Consider the following 15996-nt stretch of genomic DNA (forward strand, 5'->3'; position numbering starts at 1 on the left):
TTCCCATGCGTAATCAAAACGCCACTCCACATACTGCACTATGAGCAAGCAACAGCTTAGAGTGGGCTATTATCGTAAAGTTCAGTTACGCCTTTGCTTTTTGTGACTGCGGATAGACAGTTCATTATCACTCATTATAAGTCTACCACTGCTAAATGAAGTGTCAGGCGCACAATAAACGTCTGAAATCTGTCTGCAGAGTACCGTAACGCCACCTTTTTTTCATCATAAAATCTGAAGGTAACGACCTGCTTCGCAATAATTTTCTTTGATTTACAAACTTTCCCACCCAACCTACCTGTTTAGCCATTACAACGACACAGAAAAATAATCGTGCTAAAAGCGGGATTCTGGTGCTACATTGCCTGAACCTTGTTTAGTAAATTAAACACAAACCATGACAACGACTCCCGATCTCTCCTGTGATGTGCTCATTGTCGGTAGCGGTGCTGCCGGTTTATCCCTTGCGCTGCGCCTCGCCGAGCACAGTTCAGTCATCGTACTCAGTAAAGGGCCCATCAGCGAAGGTTCGACGTTTTACGCCCAAGGCGGGATTGCCGCCGTGTTCGACGAAACGGACAGCATTGAATCTCATGTCGACGATACGCTGATTGCCGGGGCCGGGCTTTGCGACCGTCACGCGGTGTCGTTTGTCGCCAGCAATGCGCGCCCGTGCGTCCAGTGGCTTATTGACCAGGGCGTGCTGTTTGATACGGAAGTCCAGGCCAATGGCGAAGCCAGTTATCATCTGACACGCGAAGGCGGGCACAGCCATCGCCGTATACTTCATGCCGCTGATGCTACAGGGAAAGAGGTCGAAACAACGCTTGTTGGAAAAGCGTTAAATCACCCAAATATTCAGGTGATTGAGCGCAGCAATGCCGTGGACCTGATCGTCTCTGACAAAATTGGCCTGCCCGGCACGCGAAGAGTCGTTGGCGCATGGATCTGGAATCGCAATAAAGAAGCGGTGGAAACCTGCGCGGCAAAATCCGTGGTGCTGGCAACCGGCGGCGCCTCGAAGGTGTATCAGTACACCACCAATCCGGATATTTCCTCCGGCGATGGAATTGCGATGGCCTGGCGTGCGGGCTGCCGGGTGGCGAATCTTGAGTTCAATCAGTTCCACCCGACCGCACTTTACCATCCGCAGGCGCGCAATTTCTTGCTGACCGAAGCCCTGCGCGGTGAAGGTGCTCTGCTCAAACGCCCGGACGGTTCGCGCTTTATGCCGGACTTCGACGAGCGTGAAGAGCTGGCGCCGCGTGATATTGTCGCCCGTGCAATTGATCATGAGATGAAACGCCTCGGAGCGGACTGTATGTATCTTGACATCAGCCACAAACCGGAAGCATTTGTCCGTCAGCATTTCCCGATGATCCACGAAAAACTGCTGAGTCTTGGTATCGATCTGACGAAAGAGCCGGTGCCGATCGTTCCCGCCGCGCATTACACCTGCGGCGGCGTGATGGTAGATGATTTTGGTCGGACTGACGTTGACGGGCTTTATGCCATCGGCGAAGTCAGCTACACCGGACTGCATGGCGCCAATCGCATGGCGTCAAATTCACTGCTTGAGTGTCTGGTGTATGGCTGGTCGGCGGCAGAAGATATCAAGAAACGGATGCCTTATGCCCGAGAAGTCAGTTCGCTGCCTGCCTGGGATGAAAGTCGGGTAGATAATCCGGATGAACTGGTGGTTATTCAGCATAACTGGCACGAACTGCGGCTGTTTATGTGGGACTATGTCGGCATTGTGCGCACCACCAAACGTCTGGAGCGCGCGCTGCGTCGCATTACCTTATTGCAGCAGGAACTGGACGAGTACTACTCCCGTTTCCGCGTGTCGAATAACCTGCTTGAATTGCGAAACTTGGTGCAAGTGGCGGAGCTAATCGTGCGCTGCGCTCTGATGCGTAAAGAGAGTCGCGGCCTGCATTACACTCTGGATTATCCGGAATTGCAGGAAAACTCAGGGCCGTCGGTACTCTCTCCGTTGACTCACATAAATAAGTAAAACGCCTGGGTCAGCGCAGTATAGCCCTCGGAATATTGCTGCTCTGGCCCCCGGATAACCAGCCTGTCGCTGAAACACTCGCCCGCCTGAGGCGAGAAGGCCAGCAGCGCGCGATGCGGCAGACGCAGTTCGGTTTCTGCTACGTCGGTTCGCAGACGCAAATGCCAGCCCATCGACAGCGCGCGTTCGGTAAATGCATTACCGATATTCTCTGGCAACACCACACAGAAAAAACCGTCTTCGGTAATCGCATTGGCCGCACAGTTCAGCAATGCCGCGTGATCGAGGGTGGTGGTATATCGTGCCTGCTCGCGCTGAGGCGTGGCACATTCCACGCCCTGCTCGTAATACGGAGGATTGCTGATAATCAGGTCATAGCGGCTGTTTTCTTCCACCAGCCACCGCTGTACATCGGCGGTATGAATATGAATACGATCCCCCCACGGCGACTCGGCGACGTTTTCCGCAGCTTGCAGAGCGGCGTCGGCGTCGAGTTCAACGGCATCAATCATCACCGTGTTTTCCGTACGCTGCGCTAACATTAACGCCAGCAGTCCACTGCCGGTCCCCATGTCGAGGATCCGTTTGACCCGGGCAATAGGAGCCCAGGCACCGAGCAGGATACCGTCCGTCCCGACCTTCATGGCACAGCGATCGTGAGCGACAAAAAATTGCTTAAACGTAAATCCATTGCGACGAAGCACGGATGAAGACTGACTCATCATCAACAACCTTTTTCCTGATAAAATCCCCTGAGCATCGGGTACTGCACAATACCCGAGAACAGATAGCCATACAAACAGATGAAGATTACGGCCATAACGTCTATAATCGGCGGCCCATACTGAGGTAGAACATGACTGTAACGACTTTTTCCGAACTAGAACTCGACGATAGCCTTCTGGATGCGCTCCAGGAAAAAGGCTTCACACGCCCGACCGCCATTCAGGCCGCTGCGATCCCGCCTGCGCTCGATGGCCGTGATGTCCTCGGTTCTGCGCCGACAGGCACCGGTAAAACGGCGGCGTATCTGCTGCCAGCGTTGCAGCACCTGCTCGACTTCCCGCGCAAAAAATCCGGCCCGCCGCGTATCCTGATTGTGACCCCAACTCGCGAACTGGCGATGCAGGTTGCCGACCATGCTCGCGAACTGGCTAAAAATACCCATTTAGACATCGCTACCATCACCGGCGGCGTGGCCTATATGAACCACGCTGAAGTGTTCAGTGAAAACCAGGACATCGTGGTGGCCACCACCGGACGTCTGCTGCAGTACATCAAAGAAGAAAACTTTGACTGCCGCGCGGTTGAAACGCTGATCCTCGATGAAGCGGACCGCATGCTGGACATGGGCTTTGCCCAGGATATCGAAACCATCGCTGCGGAAACGCGCTGGCGTAAGCAGACCATGCTGTTCTCTGCCACGCTGGAAGGCGATGCCATCAAGAACTTCTCCGAGCGTCTGCTGCAAGATCCGGTAGAAGTGTCTGCGACGCCGTCTACCCGCGAACGTAAGAAAATCCACCAGTGGTACTACCGTGCCGATGACGTTCAGCATAAAACGGCGCTGCTGATCCACCTGCTTCAGCAAGAAGACGCGACACGTTCAATCGTATTTGTGCGTAAACGTGAGCGTGTGCATGAGCTGGCAGGCTGGCTGCGTGAGAAAGGCATCAACAACTGCTATCTCGAAGGTGAGATGGTTCAGGCCAAACGTAACGAAGCTATTTTACGCCTGACCGACGGCCGAGTGAATGTCCTGGTTGCCACCGACGTTGCTGCGCGCGGGATCGACATTCCGGATGTGAGCCACGTCTTCAACTTCGACATGCCACGCAGCGGTGATACCTATCTGCACCGTATCGGCCGTACGGGCCGTGCCGGACGTAAAGGTATCGCTATTTCGTTAGTCGAAGCGCATGACCATCTGCTGCTGAGCAAAATCGGCCGCTACATTGAAGAACCACTGAAAGCTCGCGTGGTTGATGAAATGCGCCCGCAAACTCGTGTCCCAAGCGAGAAACTGCAAGGCAAGCCGTCGAAGAAAGTGATGGCTAAACGCGAAGAGAAGAAAAAAGCGGAAAAAGAAAAACCGCGCGTGAAGAATCGCCATCGCGATGCCAAAAACATCGGTAAGCGCCGTAAGCCAAGTGCAGACGCTGCCGCGGCGACCGAGCCAAAGAAAACTAAAGAGTAAAAAGCGAGCCGGGAAATTTCCCGGCTTTTTTCTGTCCTTCCTACATCACCTTTTCTCACTCTTCTTGCCTGACACCATCCCGAAACACGCATAAAAAAACGGAGAATGACTGAGTCATTCTCCGTTCTGTGCTGAGCGTTTTGGCTTTCGTTAACTTAGCCGATCGCCGTCACTTCCCACCCCTGAGAAATTACAGGCTTTCGGTGAAAGTACGTGCGATAACGTCGCGCTGCTGTTCTGGAGTCAGTGAGTTGAAACGCACCGCGTAACCAGAAACACGGATGGTCAACTGTGGGTATTTTTCTGGATGCTCAACGGCGTCCATCAGAGTTTCGCGACGCAGAACGTTCACGTTCAGATGCTGACCACCTTCAACGCGGACTTCTGGCTGAACGTCCACCGGAATTTCACGGTATTCGATTTCGCCCAGTGCGTTAACCGCAACAACCTGATCTTCAGTGAAACCGCCTTTAGCTACCAGGCAGCGCGCTTCGCCTTTCTCGCTGTCGAGCAGCCAGAAAGAGTTGAGCAGGTCGTCGTTTGCAGCTTTAGTAATCTGGATACCAGTAATCATTTGATGCCTCCCTAGGCTCATTTATTCGTTTTTGCATTAGCCAGACACTGGCCAATTGGTAAAACCATTGTTGCTTGAGTGTATATATATCAGTCTGACACCCGGCAATCATTGATTTAAATCAATAGAATTAGTGTGTGTACTGAGTACATCCATGAATTTTGTTGTTTTAAGTCAATTTTCAAGACCTGTAAAACACAATTATGCTTGTAAACATTCAACTTTATTTGAGATCGCGCAAACTTTCCCGCTGACAAAATTTTGTTCCATACAAAGAAGCCGTTAAGCTATCGCCAACGATATTCGCAGGAGAGCGAGATGACCACGCCTTTAACCTGGCACGACGTGCTAGCCAGTGAAAAAGAACTGCCCTACTTCATCAATACCCTGGCAACCGTTGCCGAGGAACGTCAGGCAGGAACCACAATTTATCCAGCGCAAAAAGATGTGTTCAATGCGTTTCGCTATACCGAACTGCGAGATGTGAAGGTTGTGATCCTCGGACAGGATCCGTATCACGGCCCGGGCCAGGCACATGGACTGGCATTTTCCGTTCTCCCAGGTGTTGCAACGCCACCTTCTTTGTTAAACATGTACAAAGAGCTGGAAGGTACCATTCCGGGCTTTACTCGCCCGACGCATGGTTATCTGGAAAGCTGGGCGCACCAGGGCGTGCTGTTGCTCAACACGGTACTGACAGTTCGCGCAGGCCAGGCACATTCGCACGCCAGCCTTGGTTGGGAAACCTTTACCGATAAAGTGATTGCCCTTATCAATGAACATTGCGAAGGCGTGGTCTTTTTACTGTGGGGTGCGCATGCGCAGAAGAAAGGCGCGATTATCGACCGCGAGCGTCATTACGTGCTGAAAGCACCGCATCCTTCGCCGCTGTCAGCCCATCGTGGCTTCTTTGGCTCAAATCACTTTGTGCAGGCCAACGAATGGCTGGCGCAACGCGGCGAGCCGCCAATTGACTGGATGCCGGTGCTGCCGGCTGAAAGCGAATAAAAAAATGCCAGCATCACGCTGGCATTTTCATTTTAGCAAGGCCGAAGCATCAGCCTTTGTTCTGGCGCCACCATTCGGCCAGCAGAACGCCGGTTGCGACGGAAACGTTCAGGCTTTCTACATTGCCGGTTCCGTTGATAGCGACGCTCAGGTCGGAAGACTCAAGAGCGGCATCGGACAAACCATCACGTTCCTGACCCAGTACCAGTACCATTTTCTTCGGCATTGTCGCTTTGAACAGCGGAGTGCCTGTATGGCTGGAAGTGGTCACAATCGCGTAGCCCGCTTTGCGGAACTGATCCAACGCGTCAATAAAGCTGTCAGCGGTGATCGGCTGCACGTGCTCTGCGCCACCTTCTGCGGTACGGATTGCAGCACCGGATTCAAGTACTGCCGCATCCTGAACCACGACACCTTTCACACCGAAGTGCGCGCAGCTACGCATAATTGCGCCGAGGTTGTGTGGGTTACCCACATCTTCCAGTGCCAGTACGCAGTCTTCAGCAGCAGCTTCACTTACCCACTGCTTAACGCTGGTGCCATTACGCTTTTTAATCAGGAAGCAAACGCCACCGTGGTGTTCGGTGCCAGAAGCTTTCTCCAGCTCCGCTTCGTCTACCACGTGATAGGCTTTACGGTTTGCCGCCATCCAGCGCAGGGCTTCTTTGAAACGTGGGGTCACGCTCTGAATGAACCAGGCGCGAACGATGCAGTCCGGACGGCTCAGGAACAACGCCTGACAGGCATTTTCACCGTAAACACGGGTTTCTTCTGCGCGCTGACGACGGATAACTTCTGGGTCAACAAAGCTCTTGCCGCTGATCCCACCGTGATCGGGTTTGTCTGCAACGACTGCGCCCGGTGCGCGAGAAACGGTGCGCCATGGGTTATCGTCGCGCGGTCCGCTGTCACGTGAGTTATCACGATCGCGGAACCGGTCACCGCCACGCGGTTTGCTATCGCGAGACTTTCCATCACGACTATCGCGCGCAGGACGACGACCACCTTCGGTACGGGACGGGCCGCTGCGACCTGCGCCTTTACCGGTGCGCGGGTTTTCCGTGCGTTTATCCGAGTCATCATCACTGCGGACGTACATCACTTTGACCTTGCCGCTTTTATTTTTCAGTTCGTCGTTCATCTTTTTTCTCCACCTGCGCTGCGCGAAGCGCGAAGATTACCCGATGTGTCCGAGCTTCGCCATGATTTCGTACCAAAGACTGCGACTATTATATTCATCGAATAAATCACATTGTCCTTTAAAACAGTCTCATCGATAATACGTAACATTAAAGAAACATTTCGGCCACTCAGGCCATTGACTCAACCTGATTACCCAGAGGTTAGCTATGAATACCGTTTGTGCCAGTTGCCAGGCGCTTAACCGTATCCCCGACGATCGTATTAACGACTCCGCTAAGTGTGGTCGCTGCGGTCACGAGCTGTTTGATGGCGATGTCATCAATGCTACCGGTGAAATGCTGGATAAATTGTTGAAAGACGATTTGCCTGTCGTGGTTGATTTCTGGGCCCCGTGGTGCGGCCCATGTCGTAACTTTGCGCCAATTTTCGAAGACGTCGCGGAAGAGCGCAGCGGTCAAATGCGTTTCGTGAAAGTAAATACCGAAGTTGAGCGTGAACTTAGCGCACGTTTCCGTATTCGCAGCATCCCAACCATTATGATTTTCCATAAAGGCGAAGTGCTGGACATGCTCAACGGTGCAGTGCCCAAAGCTCCGTTCGACAGCTGGCTGAACGAAGCTATCGAAGCCTGATCTGCCGGGGCACGTCTTGTGCCCCGCTTTCCCCTCTGCGACAATGGCGTTTTTCCAGCACAACGCCAAATGACTGAAAACGCCGTCCTCCGCCTGCGCGCCGAACGCCTCACCCGCGCCACTCGCCCATTTCTTGCCCGTGGAAATCGTATTCGCCGATGCCAGCGCTGTCTTTTACCGCTGAAACAGTGCCTGTGCGAAACCCTCATGCCCTCTGCTGCCCGGAGTCGTTTTTGTCTGGTGATGTTTGATACCGAGCCGATGAAGCCGAGCAATACTGGCCGCCTGATTGCCGATATTCTTCCCGATACCGAAGCCTTTCAATGGTCGCGCACCGAGCCGCCTCAGGCGCTACTCGATTTAGTCCGCAATCCGGATTATCTGCCGATGGTTGTCTTTCCGGCGTCTTATGCCGGGGCTGAACGTGAAGTCATTACCGCGCCCCCGTCAGGTAAACCGCCGCTGTTTATTATGCTCGATGGCACTTGGGCCGAAGCGCGGAAGATGTTCCGCAAAAGCCCTTATCTCGATGGCCTGCCAGTGATTTCTGTCGATTTATCACGCGTTTCTGCCTATCAGCTGCGGGAAGCGCATGCTGAAGGTCAGTACTGCACAGCAGAAGTGGCGATCGCACTGCTAGATTTAGCGAATGACACCGAAGCCGCTGGCGCACTGGGCAACCATTTTCAGTGTTTTCGCACCCGTTATCTGGCAGGAAAACCTCAGCATAAGGGAAACATCACAGTGACGGAGCCAGAAAGCGTTTAAAATCATTCAGGAACGATCGTCCAGGAGAGAGTGCGATGAGCCAACGGGGACTGGAAGCGTTACTGAGACCCAAATCAATAGCCGTCATTGGCGCATCAATGAAGCCGCAACGTGCGGGCTATCTGATGATGCGCAATCTACTGGCAGGCGGTTTTAGCGGGCCGGTTTTGCCGGTGACGCCTGCCTGGAAAGCGGTGCTGGGGGTGCTGGCCTGGCCTGATATCGACAGCCTGCCGTTCACGCCGGACCTGGCCGTTATCTGCACCCATGCGAAACGCAATCTGGAACTGCTGGAAGCGCTCGGTCAGAAAGGCTGTAAAACTTGCATCATTCTTTCCGCTCCGCCGGAACAGTTCAGCGAACTGAAAACCTGCGCCGCCCGTTATCAGATGCGCCTTCTCGGCCCCAATAGCCTTGGATTATTAGCCCCTTGGCAAGGGCTAAACGCCAGTTTCTCGCCTGTACCGATCCGTCGCGGAAAGCTGGCTTTCATTTCGCAATCTGCGGCGGTGTCTAATACCATTCTTGACTGGGCGCAACAGCGCGAAATGGGCTTTTCCTATTTTATCGCCTTGGGTGACAGTCTCGATATTGACGTTGATGACCTACTCGACTTTCTCGCCCGCGACAGCAAAACCAGCGCCATTCTGCTCTATCTGGAGCACCTCAGCGACGCCCGGCGTTTCGTTTCGGCTGCCCGTAGCGCCTCGCGCAATAAACCGATTCTGGTCATTAAGAGTGGACGTAGTCCGGCAGCCCAACGTCTGCTGCATGTGAATTCAGGGATGGATCCGGCCTGGGATGCCGCCATTCAGCGAGCTGGTTTATTGCGCGTGCAGGATACGCATGAACTGTTTTCCGCCGTCGAAACGCTGAGCCATATGCGGCCGTTGCGCGGTGAGCGCCTGATGATTGTCAGCAACGGCGCAGCCCCGGCGGCACTGGCACTGGACGAACTCTGGCTTCGCAATGGAAAACTGGCAACGCTCAGCGACGAGACGCTGAGCCGTCTTCGAGGTGCGCTGCCGGGTAGCGTAGAGGCGGCGAACCCGCTCGACCTGCGCGATGACGCCTGCAGTGACCACTATCAAAAAGCGCTGAGTATTCTGCTCGACAGCCAGGATTATGATGCCCTGTTGGTCATCCATTCCCCGAGCGCAGCCGCGCCGGGAACAGAAAGCGCCCAGGCGTTAATTGATACCCTCAGTCATCACGCCCGTGGCAAATACGTCACCGTGTTAACCAACTGGTGCGGGGAATATTCCTCACAGGAAGCACGCCGCTTATTTAGCGATGCCGGTATTCCCACTTACCGCACACCGGAAGGTACCATCACCGCATTTATGCATATGGTGGAATACCGCCGCAACCAGAAGCAGCTGCGTGAAACCCCGGTATTACCGGACAACCTGACCGCCAATACCACCGACGCCCACGCGTTGCTCCAACACGCCATTGCGGAAGGTGCCACATCGCTCGACACTCACGAAGTGCAGCCAATCCTCCAGGCTTACGGCATGCATACGTTGCCGACGTGGATAGCGGCAGACAGTGCCGAAGCGGTGCATATCGCTGAACAGATTGGCTATCCGGTGGCGTTGAAACTGCGTTCGCCTGATATCCCGCATAAGTCAGAAGTTCAGGGCGTGATGTTGTATCTGCGCACCCCCGCAGAAGTGCAGCTGGCGGCTGATGCTATCCTCGATCGCGTGAAAATGACCTGGCCTCAGGCGCGGATCCACGGGTTGTTAGTTCAGAGTATGGCGAACCGCGCGGGTGCTCAGGAGCTGCGGATCGTCGTCGAACACGATCCGCTGTTTGGCCCGCTCATCATGCTGGGTGAAGGCGGCATTGAGTGGCGCGCAGAAGATCAGGTCGCCGTGGCGTTGCCACCGCTGAACATGAATCTCGCCCGATATTTGGTGATTCAGGCGATTAAAAGTAAAAAGATCCGTGGCAGAAGCGCGCTGCGTCCACTGGATGTCGTTGGGCTCAGCCAGGTGCTAGTCCAGGTTTCGAATCTGATTGTCGACTGTCCGGAGATCCAACGCCTGGATATTCATCCTTTGCTGGCTTCCGGGAACGAATTCACCGCGCTGGATGTGACGCTTGAGATCGGACCGTTTGAAGGGGATAGCGAAAGCCGTTTAACGGTGCGTCCGTATCCACAGCAATTTGAAGAGTGGGTCGAGCTGAAGAACGGTGAACGCTGCCTGTTTCGCCCTATCCTGCCGGAGGATGAGCCGCTGTTGCAGAAGTTTATCGCCCAAGTCACAAAAGAAGATCTCTATTACCGCTACTTCAGTGAAATCAATGAATTTACCCATGACGATTTAGCCAATATGACGCAGATCGACTACGATCGTGAAATGGCTTTTGTCGCCGTGCATTCCACGGAGACAGGGATTGAGATCCTGGGCGTTACGCGGGCGATTTCGGACCCGGACAATATTGATGCTGAGTTTGCCGTACTGGTGCGATCCGATTTAAAAGGCCTTGGCCTGGGGCGTCGTCTACTGGAAAAACTCATCAACTATACGCGTGAACATGGGCTATCGCGCTTAAATGGTATTACCATGCCCAATAATCAGGGAATGATTGCGCTGGCCCGTAAGCTGGGTTTTGACGTCGATATCCAGCTTGAAGATGGCATTGTCGGGTTGACATTAAGACTATCCTCATCGTCATCGTAACTAAGCTGCTGGAAATGTTGACCACTTTAGCTGGCACTGATGGTATTATTGCTCGCTTCTGTCGTCTGCATGGTACAGAGGCCCCTTGATTAATCAGAGAAGAATCGCACTGTGATGTTGTCAAAATTTAAGCGCAACAAGCATCAACAACACCTTGCTCAACTACCTAAGCTTTCTCAGTCAGTTGATGATGTCGAGTTCTTTTACGCCCCTGCGGATTTTCGGCAAGCGCTGTTGGCTAAAATCGCCAACGCGACTCGCCGCATCTGCATTATCGCCCTTTATCTGGAACAAGATGATGGCGGTAAAGCGGTTTTGCAGGCTATTTATGACGCCAAGCGTCAGCGCCCTGAACTCGATGTCCGAATCCTGGTAGACTGGCACCGTGCCCAGCGCGGACGCATTGGTGCCGCTGCATCAAACACCAACGCCGATTGGTACACCCGCATGGCTCAGGAAAACCCTGGCGTGGATGTGCCTGTTTTCGGCGTGCCGGTTAATACCCGCGAGGCGTTAGGTGTTCTGCACTATAAAGGCTTTATTATCGATGACTGCGTGCTCTACAGCGGCGCGAGCATCAACGACGTTTACCTGCATCAGCATGATAAATATCGCTATGATCGCTACCAGGCGATTGGTAATGCGCAGATGGCCGATATCATGTTTGACTGGGTGGTTCAGAATCTGGTGCAGGGCCGCGGCGTAAATCGTCTCGATGACAACGAGCGCCCGAAAAGCCCGGAGATCAAAAACGATATTCGTCTCTATCGCCAGGAACTGCGTGACACCGGTTATCATTTCCAGGGCGATGCTGATAACGAGCAGCTCTCCGTCACCCCATTGGTTGGGCTCGGAAAATCGAGCGTGCTCAATAAGACGATTTTCCATTTGATGCCGTGCGCCGAAGATAAATTGACTATCTGCACGCCTTATTTCAACCTCCCTGCAGTATTAGTGCGAAACATTATCCATCTGCTGCGCCAAGGGAAAAAGGTTGAAATCATTGTTGGTGATAAAACGGCCAATGACTTTTATATTCCAGAAGATCAGCCGTTTAAGATCATTGGTGCGCTGCCTTATTTGTATGAAATCAATCTGCGCCGTTTCCTTAGCCGCCTGCAGTATTATGTGAATACAGATCAGTTGGTGGTTCGCCTGTGGAAAGATGAAGACAACAGCTACCATCTGAAAGGCATGTGGGTCGATGATGAATGGATGCTGCTGACCGGCAACAACCTGAACCCACGCGCATGGCGACTGGATCTAGAGAACGCAATTCTCATTCACGATCCAAAACAGCAGTTGGCCGAGTCCCGGGATAAAGAGCTGGAACTGATCCGCAAACATACCACCGTAGTGAATCATTATCGCGATCTGCAAAGTATCGCCGACTATCCGGTTAAAGTCCGTAAGCTGATTCGCCGTCTACGTCGAATTCGAATCGACAGACTCATCAGCCGCATTCTGTGATCCTCAAGCCCCGCATCGTCGGGGCTTTTTTACAGGGAGCCTGCTATGCGTATTCTGGTTCTGCTGTCTTCACTGTGGCTTTGCGGTTGCAGCCATATGGCCAATGATGCCTGGACCGGACAAGACAAGGCACAACACTTTATTGCGTCCGCCATTCTCTCCGCCGCAGGCAACGAATACGCCCAGCATCAAGGATTCAGTCAGGACAGAAGTGCAGCCTATGGCCTGATGTTCTCTCTCAGTCTTGGTGCAGGGAAGGAAGGATGGGACAGCCGCCCATCAGGCAGCGGCTGGAGTTGGAAAGATTTTGCATGGGATGTCGCCGGGGCCACAACCGGCTATGCGGTGTGGCATATGGCGCATTAATAAACTACAGACGTAACCCCTTCCCTTTGCTGTGCAACATCAGCGACACGACAAATGCCACCGCACTCAGCAGAGTGACATACCAGAAAAACGCACTCTCAAAGCCTATAGATTTCAGCGACAAGGCGACATACTCTGCCGAGCCACCGAACAGCGCGTTGGCGACGGCGTAAGATAACCCAACGCCAAGCGCACGCACCTGAGCGGGGAACATTTCAGCTTTCAGGATCCCGCTTATCGACGTGTAAAAACTGGCGATCAGCAAGGCGCACATCACTAATGCAAACGCGGCATACGGTGAATGCACATGCTGGAGTGCGCTGAGAATCGGGACGGTAAACAGTGTAGCCAGTCCACCAAAACACAGCATCGACGTACGACGACCAATTATGTCGGACAGAGCACCGAACAAAGGCTGCACCGCCATATAGCAAAAAAGCGCAGCCGTCATCACGATGCTGGCCACGCTGGCGCTCATACCCGTCGTATTCACCAGATACTTTTGCATATAGGTTGTAAAGGTATAAAACACCAAAGAGCCACCGGCGGTGAAGCCGAGTACCATCAAAAACGCTTTGCGATTGCGCCACAGGCCTTTGAGCGATCCGGCTTCCTTCAAGGCGCGCGTTTCCTGCTGTGACGTTTCATCCAGCTGACGGCGCAACCAAAGCGCAACTAATGCCAGTACAGCACCCAGCGCAAAGGGAATACGCCAGCCCCATGTATGCAAATCCTCGCTGCTCAGCACTTGCTGAAGAACAACGACCACAAGCAAAGCCAAAAGCTGGCCGCCGATCAGTGTTACGTACTGGAATGAGGCAAAGAACCCCTTCCGACCTTCGATAGCGACTTCACTCATGTAGGTTGCGCTGGTGCCATATTCTCCCCCGACGGAAAGCCCCTGGAACAATCTTGCCAGCAGCAGCAATGCCGGAGCCCAGGTTCCAATCGCCGCGTATCCCGGCAGACAGGCAATCACCAACGAGCCAAAACACATCATGCAGACAGAAACCAACATCGACTTTTTCCGCCCGTGGCGATCGGCAATTCGTCCAAACAGCCAGCCGCCAATCGGTCGCATCAAAAAACCAGCAGCAAAAATGCCGGCGGTTTGCAGTAGCTGTGTGGTGGTATTGTCCGAGGGGAAGAAGATATGTGCAAAATAGAGTGAGCAAAACGAATAGACGTAAAAATCAAACCACTCAACAAGGTTACCAGATGAAGCACCCACGATAGCCCAGATCCGACGCCGCGAATCACTGCCCATCAGGGATTCTCGGGATGAATACGTATTCTCGGTCATTGTTATTATACTCCAGCAAAAAACCAGTCTGCACCTGACGCTGATATTGAGCATCGCTCAGGCAGAACAATTAGCAATTTAAATGTTACATAATTGTTATAACATGCTTTGTGATCAAAAGCACAAATTCAGTTAGCAGGATCAGTAATCAGGAATTGTCGCAAGAGATTAAGGTGGGTGCATTGCTGGGTGGATGTTATGACGTATAAACGCAACAAAGCCCTGTGTTTTCACACAGGGCTTTGTTGCTTATTTGATGCCTGGCCGTTCCCACAATACTCGTATCATCCTGATACTCGCCCCTATAGGGCCGCCGCCAGCGGCGTTCAAAATTGTTCCCGACAATTTTGTCGCATATGCATGCGCGTGAAGTGATATCCACCAGATATTATGTAAACAAAAAAGCCCCACACTTTCGTGTGGAGCTTTTCCGCTTATTTGATGCCTGGCAGTTCCCTACTCTCGCATGGGGAGACCCCACACTACCATCGGCGCTACGGCGTTTCACTTCTGAGTTCGGCATGGGGTCAGGTGGGACCACCGCGCTGTTGCCGCCAGGCAAATTCTGTTTCCGGAACGCTTAAAAGCACTCCAGTTAATCTGTTATCAAGCTAAAAATTGTCGTCTCTTACGCCAAAACAGCTTCGGCGTTGTAAGGTTAAGCCTCACGGTTCATTAGTACTGGTTAGCTCAACGTATCGCTACGCTTACACACCCAGCCTATCAACGTCGTAGTCTTCAACGTTCCTTCAGGACTCTCAAGGAGTCAGGGAGAACTCATCTCGGGGCAAGTTTCGTGCTTAGATGCTTTCAGCACTTATCTTTTCCGCATTTAGCTACCGGGCAATGCCATTGGCATGACAACCCGAACACCAGTGATGCGTCCACTCCGGTCCTCTCGTACTAGGAGCAGCCCCCCTCAATTCTCCAGCGCCCACGGCAGATAGGGACCGAACTGTCTCACGACGTTCTAAACCCAGCTCGCGTACCACTTTAAATGGCGAACAGCCATACCCTTGGGACCTACTTCAGCCCCAGGATGTGATGAGCCGACATCGAGGTGCCAAACACCGCCGTCGATATGAACTCTTGGGCGGTATCAGCCTGTTATCCCCGGAGTACCTTTTATCCGTTGAGCGATGGCCCTTCCATTCAGAACCACCGGATCACTATGACCTGCTTTCGCACCTGCTCGAGCCGTCACTCTCGCAGTCAAGCTAGCTTATGCCATTGCACTAACCTCCTGATGTCCGACCAGGATTAGCTAACCTTCGTGCTCCTCCGTTACTCTTTGGGAGGAGACCGCCCCAGTCAAACTACCCACCAGACACTGTCCGCAACCCGGATTACGGGTCTACGTTAGAACACCAGCCATTAAAGGGTGGTATTTCAAGGTTGGCTCCACAAGAACTGGCGTCCTCGCTTCAAAGCCTCCCACCTATCCTACACATCAAGGACCAGTGTTCAGTGTCAAGCTATAGTAAAGGTTCACGGGGTCTTTCCGTCTTGCCGCGGGTACACTGCATCTTCACAGCGAGTTCAATTTCACTGAGTCTCGGGTGGAGACAGCCTGGCCATCATTACGCCATTCGTGCAGGTCGGAACTTACCCGACAAGGAATTTCGCTACCTTAGGACCGTTATAGTTACGGCCGCCGTTTACCGGGGCTTCGATCAAGAGCTTCTCCCTAAGGATAACCCCATCAATTAACCTTCCGGCACCGGGCAGGCGTCACACCGTATACGTCCACTTTCGTGTTTGCACAGTGCTGTGTTTTTAATAAACAGTTGCAGCCAGCTGGTATCTTCGACTGATTTCAGCTCCA

General features: G+C 53.2%; 12 protein-coding genes and 2 rRNA genes. 8 read left to right on the top strand and 6 right to left on the bottom strand.

The annotated features are described in order from the left end of the window. The first annotated feature begins 397 nt into the window (after nucleotides 1-397). The gene (nadB, locus tag MUU46_RS10900; protein WP_258965529.1) at nucleotides 398-2017 is read left to right on the top strand and encodes an L-aspartate oxidase; all 1620 of its coding nucleotides are present in this window, start codon (nucleotides 398-400) and stop codon (nucleotides 2015-2017) included. On the opposite strand, the gene trmN is transcribed toward nadB, so the two are convergent. Continuing rightward, complete coding sequence (trmN, locus tag MUU46_RS10905; RefSeq protein ID WP_159760863.1) at nucleotides 2002-2739, bottom strand: tRNA(1)(Val) (adenine(37)-N(6))-methyltransferase TrmN; 738 nt, start codon at nucleotides 2737-2739, stop codon at nucleotides 2002-2004. The genes nadB and trmN overlap by 16 nt on opposite strands. A gap of 134 nt (nucleotides 2740-2873) precedes the next feature. Here trmN and srmB point away from each other — a divergent pair, with 134 nt between their 5' ends. Then, nucleotides 2874-4214 carry an ATP-dependent RNA helicase SrmB gene (gene srmB, locus MUU46_RS10910; RefSeq protein WP_258965530.1) on the top strand — a complete coding sequence of 447 codons (1341 nt, stop codon included), beginning with the start codon at nucleotides 2874-2876 and terminating at the stop codon, nucleotides 4212-4214. Between the two features lie 190 nt (nucleotides 4215-4404). Here srmB and grcA read toward each other — a convergent pair whose 3' ends face one another. Next, entirely contained in the window at nucleotides 4405-4788 is a 384-nt protein-coding gene (gene grcA, locus MUU46_RS10915; protein ID WP_110508829.1) for an autonomous glycyl radical cofactor GrcA, read from the bottom strand. Nucleotides 4789-5106: 318 nt separating this feature from the next. Here grcA and ung point away from each other — a divergent pair, with 318 nt between their 5' ends. Further along, nucleotides 5107-5796, top strand: coding sequence for a uracil-DNA glycosylase (gene ung, locus MUU46_RS10920; protein ID WP_258965531.1), 690 nt, complete (start codon nucleotides 5107-5109; stop codon nucleotides 5794-5796). Nucleotides 5797-5845: 49 nt separating this feature from the next. On the opposite strand, the gene MUU46_RS10925 is transcribed toward ung, so the two are convergent. Next, entirely contained in the window at nucleotides 5846-6937 is a 1092-nt protein-coding gene (locus tag MUU46_RS10925) for a tRNA/rRNA methyltransferase (RefSeq protein ID WP_159760821.1), read from the bottom strand. 208 nt (nucleotides 6938-7145) lie between these two features. On the opposite strand from MUU46_RS10925, the gene trxC reads away from it, so the two are divergent. From trxC to MUU46_RS10950, 5 genes are all read left to right on the top strand, one after another. Further along, nucleotides 7146-7571: a thioredoxin TrxC gene (gene trxC, locus MUU46_RS10930; protein WP_159760823.1), complete on the top strand. Its 426-nt coding sequence runs from the start codon at nucleotides 7146-7148 to the stop codon at nucleotides 7569-7571. Nucleotides 7572-7640: 69 nt separating this feature from the next. Beyond that, nucleotides 7641-8339 (top strand): tRNA-uridine aminocarboxypropyltransferase, encoded by a 699-nt coding sequence (gene tapT, locus MUU46_RS10935; RefSeq protein WP_159760825.1) that lies wholly within the window; start codon nucleotides 7641-7643, stop codon nucleotides 8337-8339. Nucleotides 8340-8374: 35 nt separating this feature from the next. Continuing rightward, on the top strand, nucleotides 8375-11032 hold the full coding sequence (locus MUU46_RS10940) for a bifunctional acetate--CoA ligase family protein/GNAT family N-acetyltransferase (RefSeq protein ID WP_258965532.1): 2658 nt from the start codon (nucleotides 8375-8377) through the stop codon (nucleotides 11030-11032). Between the two features lie 114 nt (nucleotides 11033-11146). Next, nucleotides 11147-12502, top strand: coding sequence for a CDP-diacylglycerol--serine O-phosphatidyltransferase (gene pssA / locus MUU46_RS10945; protein WP_258965533.1), 1356 nt, complete (start codon nucleotides 11147-11149; stop codon nucleotides 12500-12502). A gap of 45 nt (nucleotides 12503-12547) precedes the next feature. Further along, the gene (locus MUU46_RS10950; RefSeq protein ID WP_159760839.1) at nucleotides 12548-12868 is read left to right on the top strand and encodes a YfiM family lipoprotein; all 321 of its coding nucleotides are present in this window, start codon (nucleotides 12548-12550) and stop codon (nucleotides 12866-12868) included. 4 nt (nucleotides 12869-12872) lie between these two features. On the opposite strand, the gene MUU46_RS10955 is transcribed toward MUU46_RS10950, so the two are convergent. The 3 genes from MUU46_RS10955 to MUU46_RS10965 form a co-directional block, all read right to left on the bottom strand. After that, nucleotides 12873-14171, bottom strand: a complete 1299-nt coding sequence (locus MUU46_RS10955; RefSeq protein ID WP_258965534.1) for an MFS family transporter — start codon at nucleotides 14169-14171, stop codon at nucleotides 12873-12875. 443 nt (nucleotides 14172-14614) lie between these two features. Beyond that, nucleotides 14615-14730: ribosomal RNA gene (gene rrf / locus MUU46_RS10960) — 5S ribosomal RNA — on the bottom strand. Nucleotides 14731-14825: 95 nt separating this feature from the next. After that, nucleotides 14826-15996 (bottom strand): 23S ribosomal RNA (locus MUU46_RS10965); the annotation flags it as partial.

It is taken from the genome of Scandinavium tedordense (assembly GCF_024764965.1).
In the GTDB taxonomy this organism is placed as follows: Bacteria; Pseudomonadota; Gammaproteobacteria; order Enterobacterales; family Enterobacteriaceae; genus Scandinavium; species Scandinavium tedordense.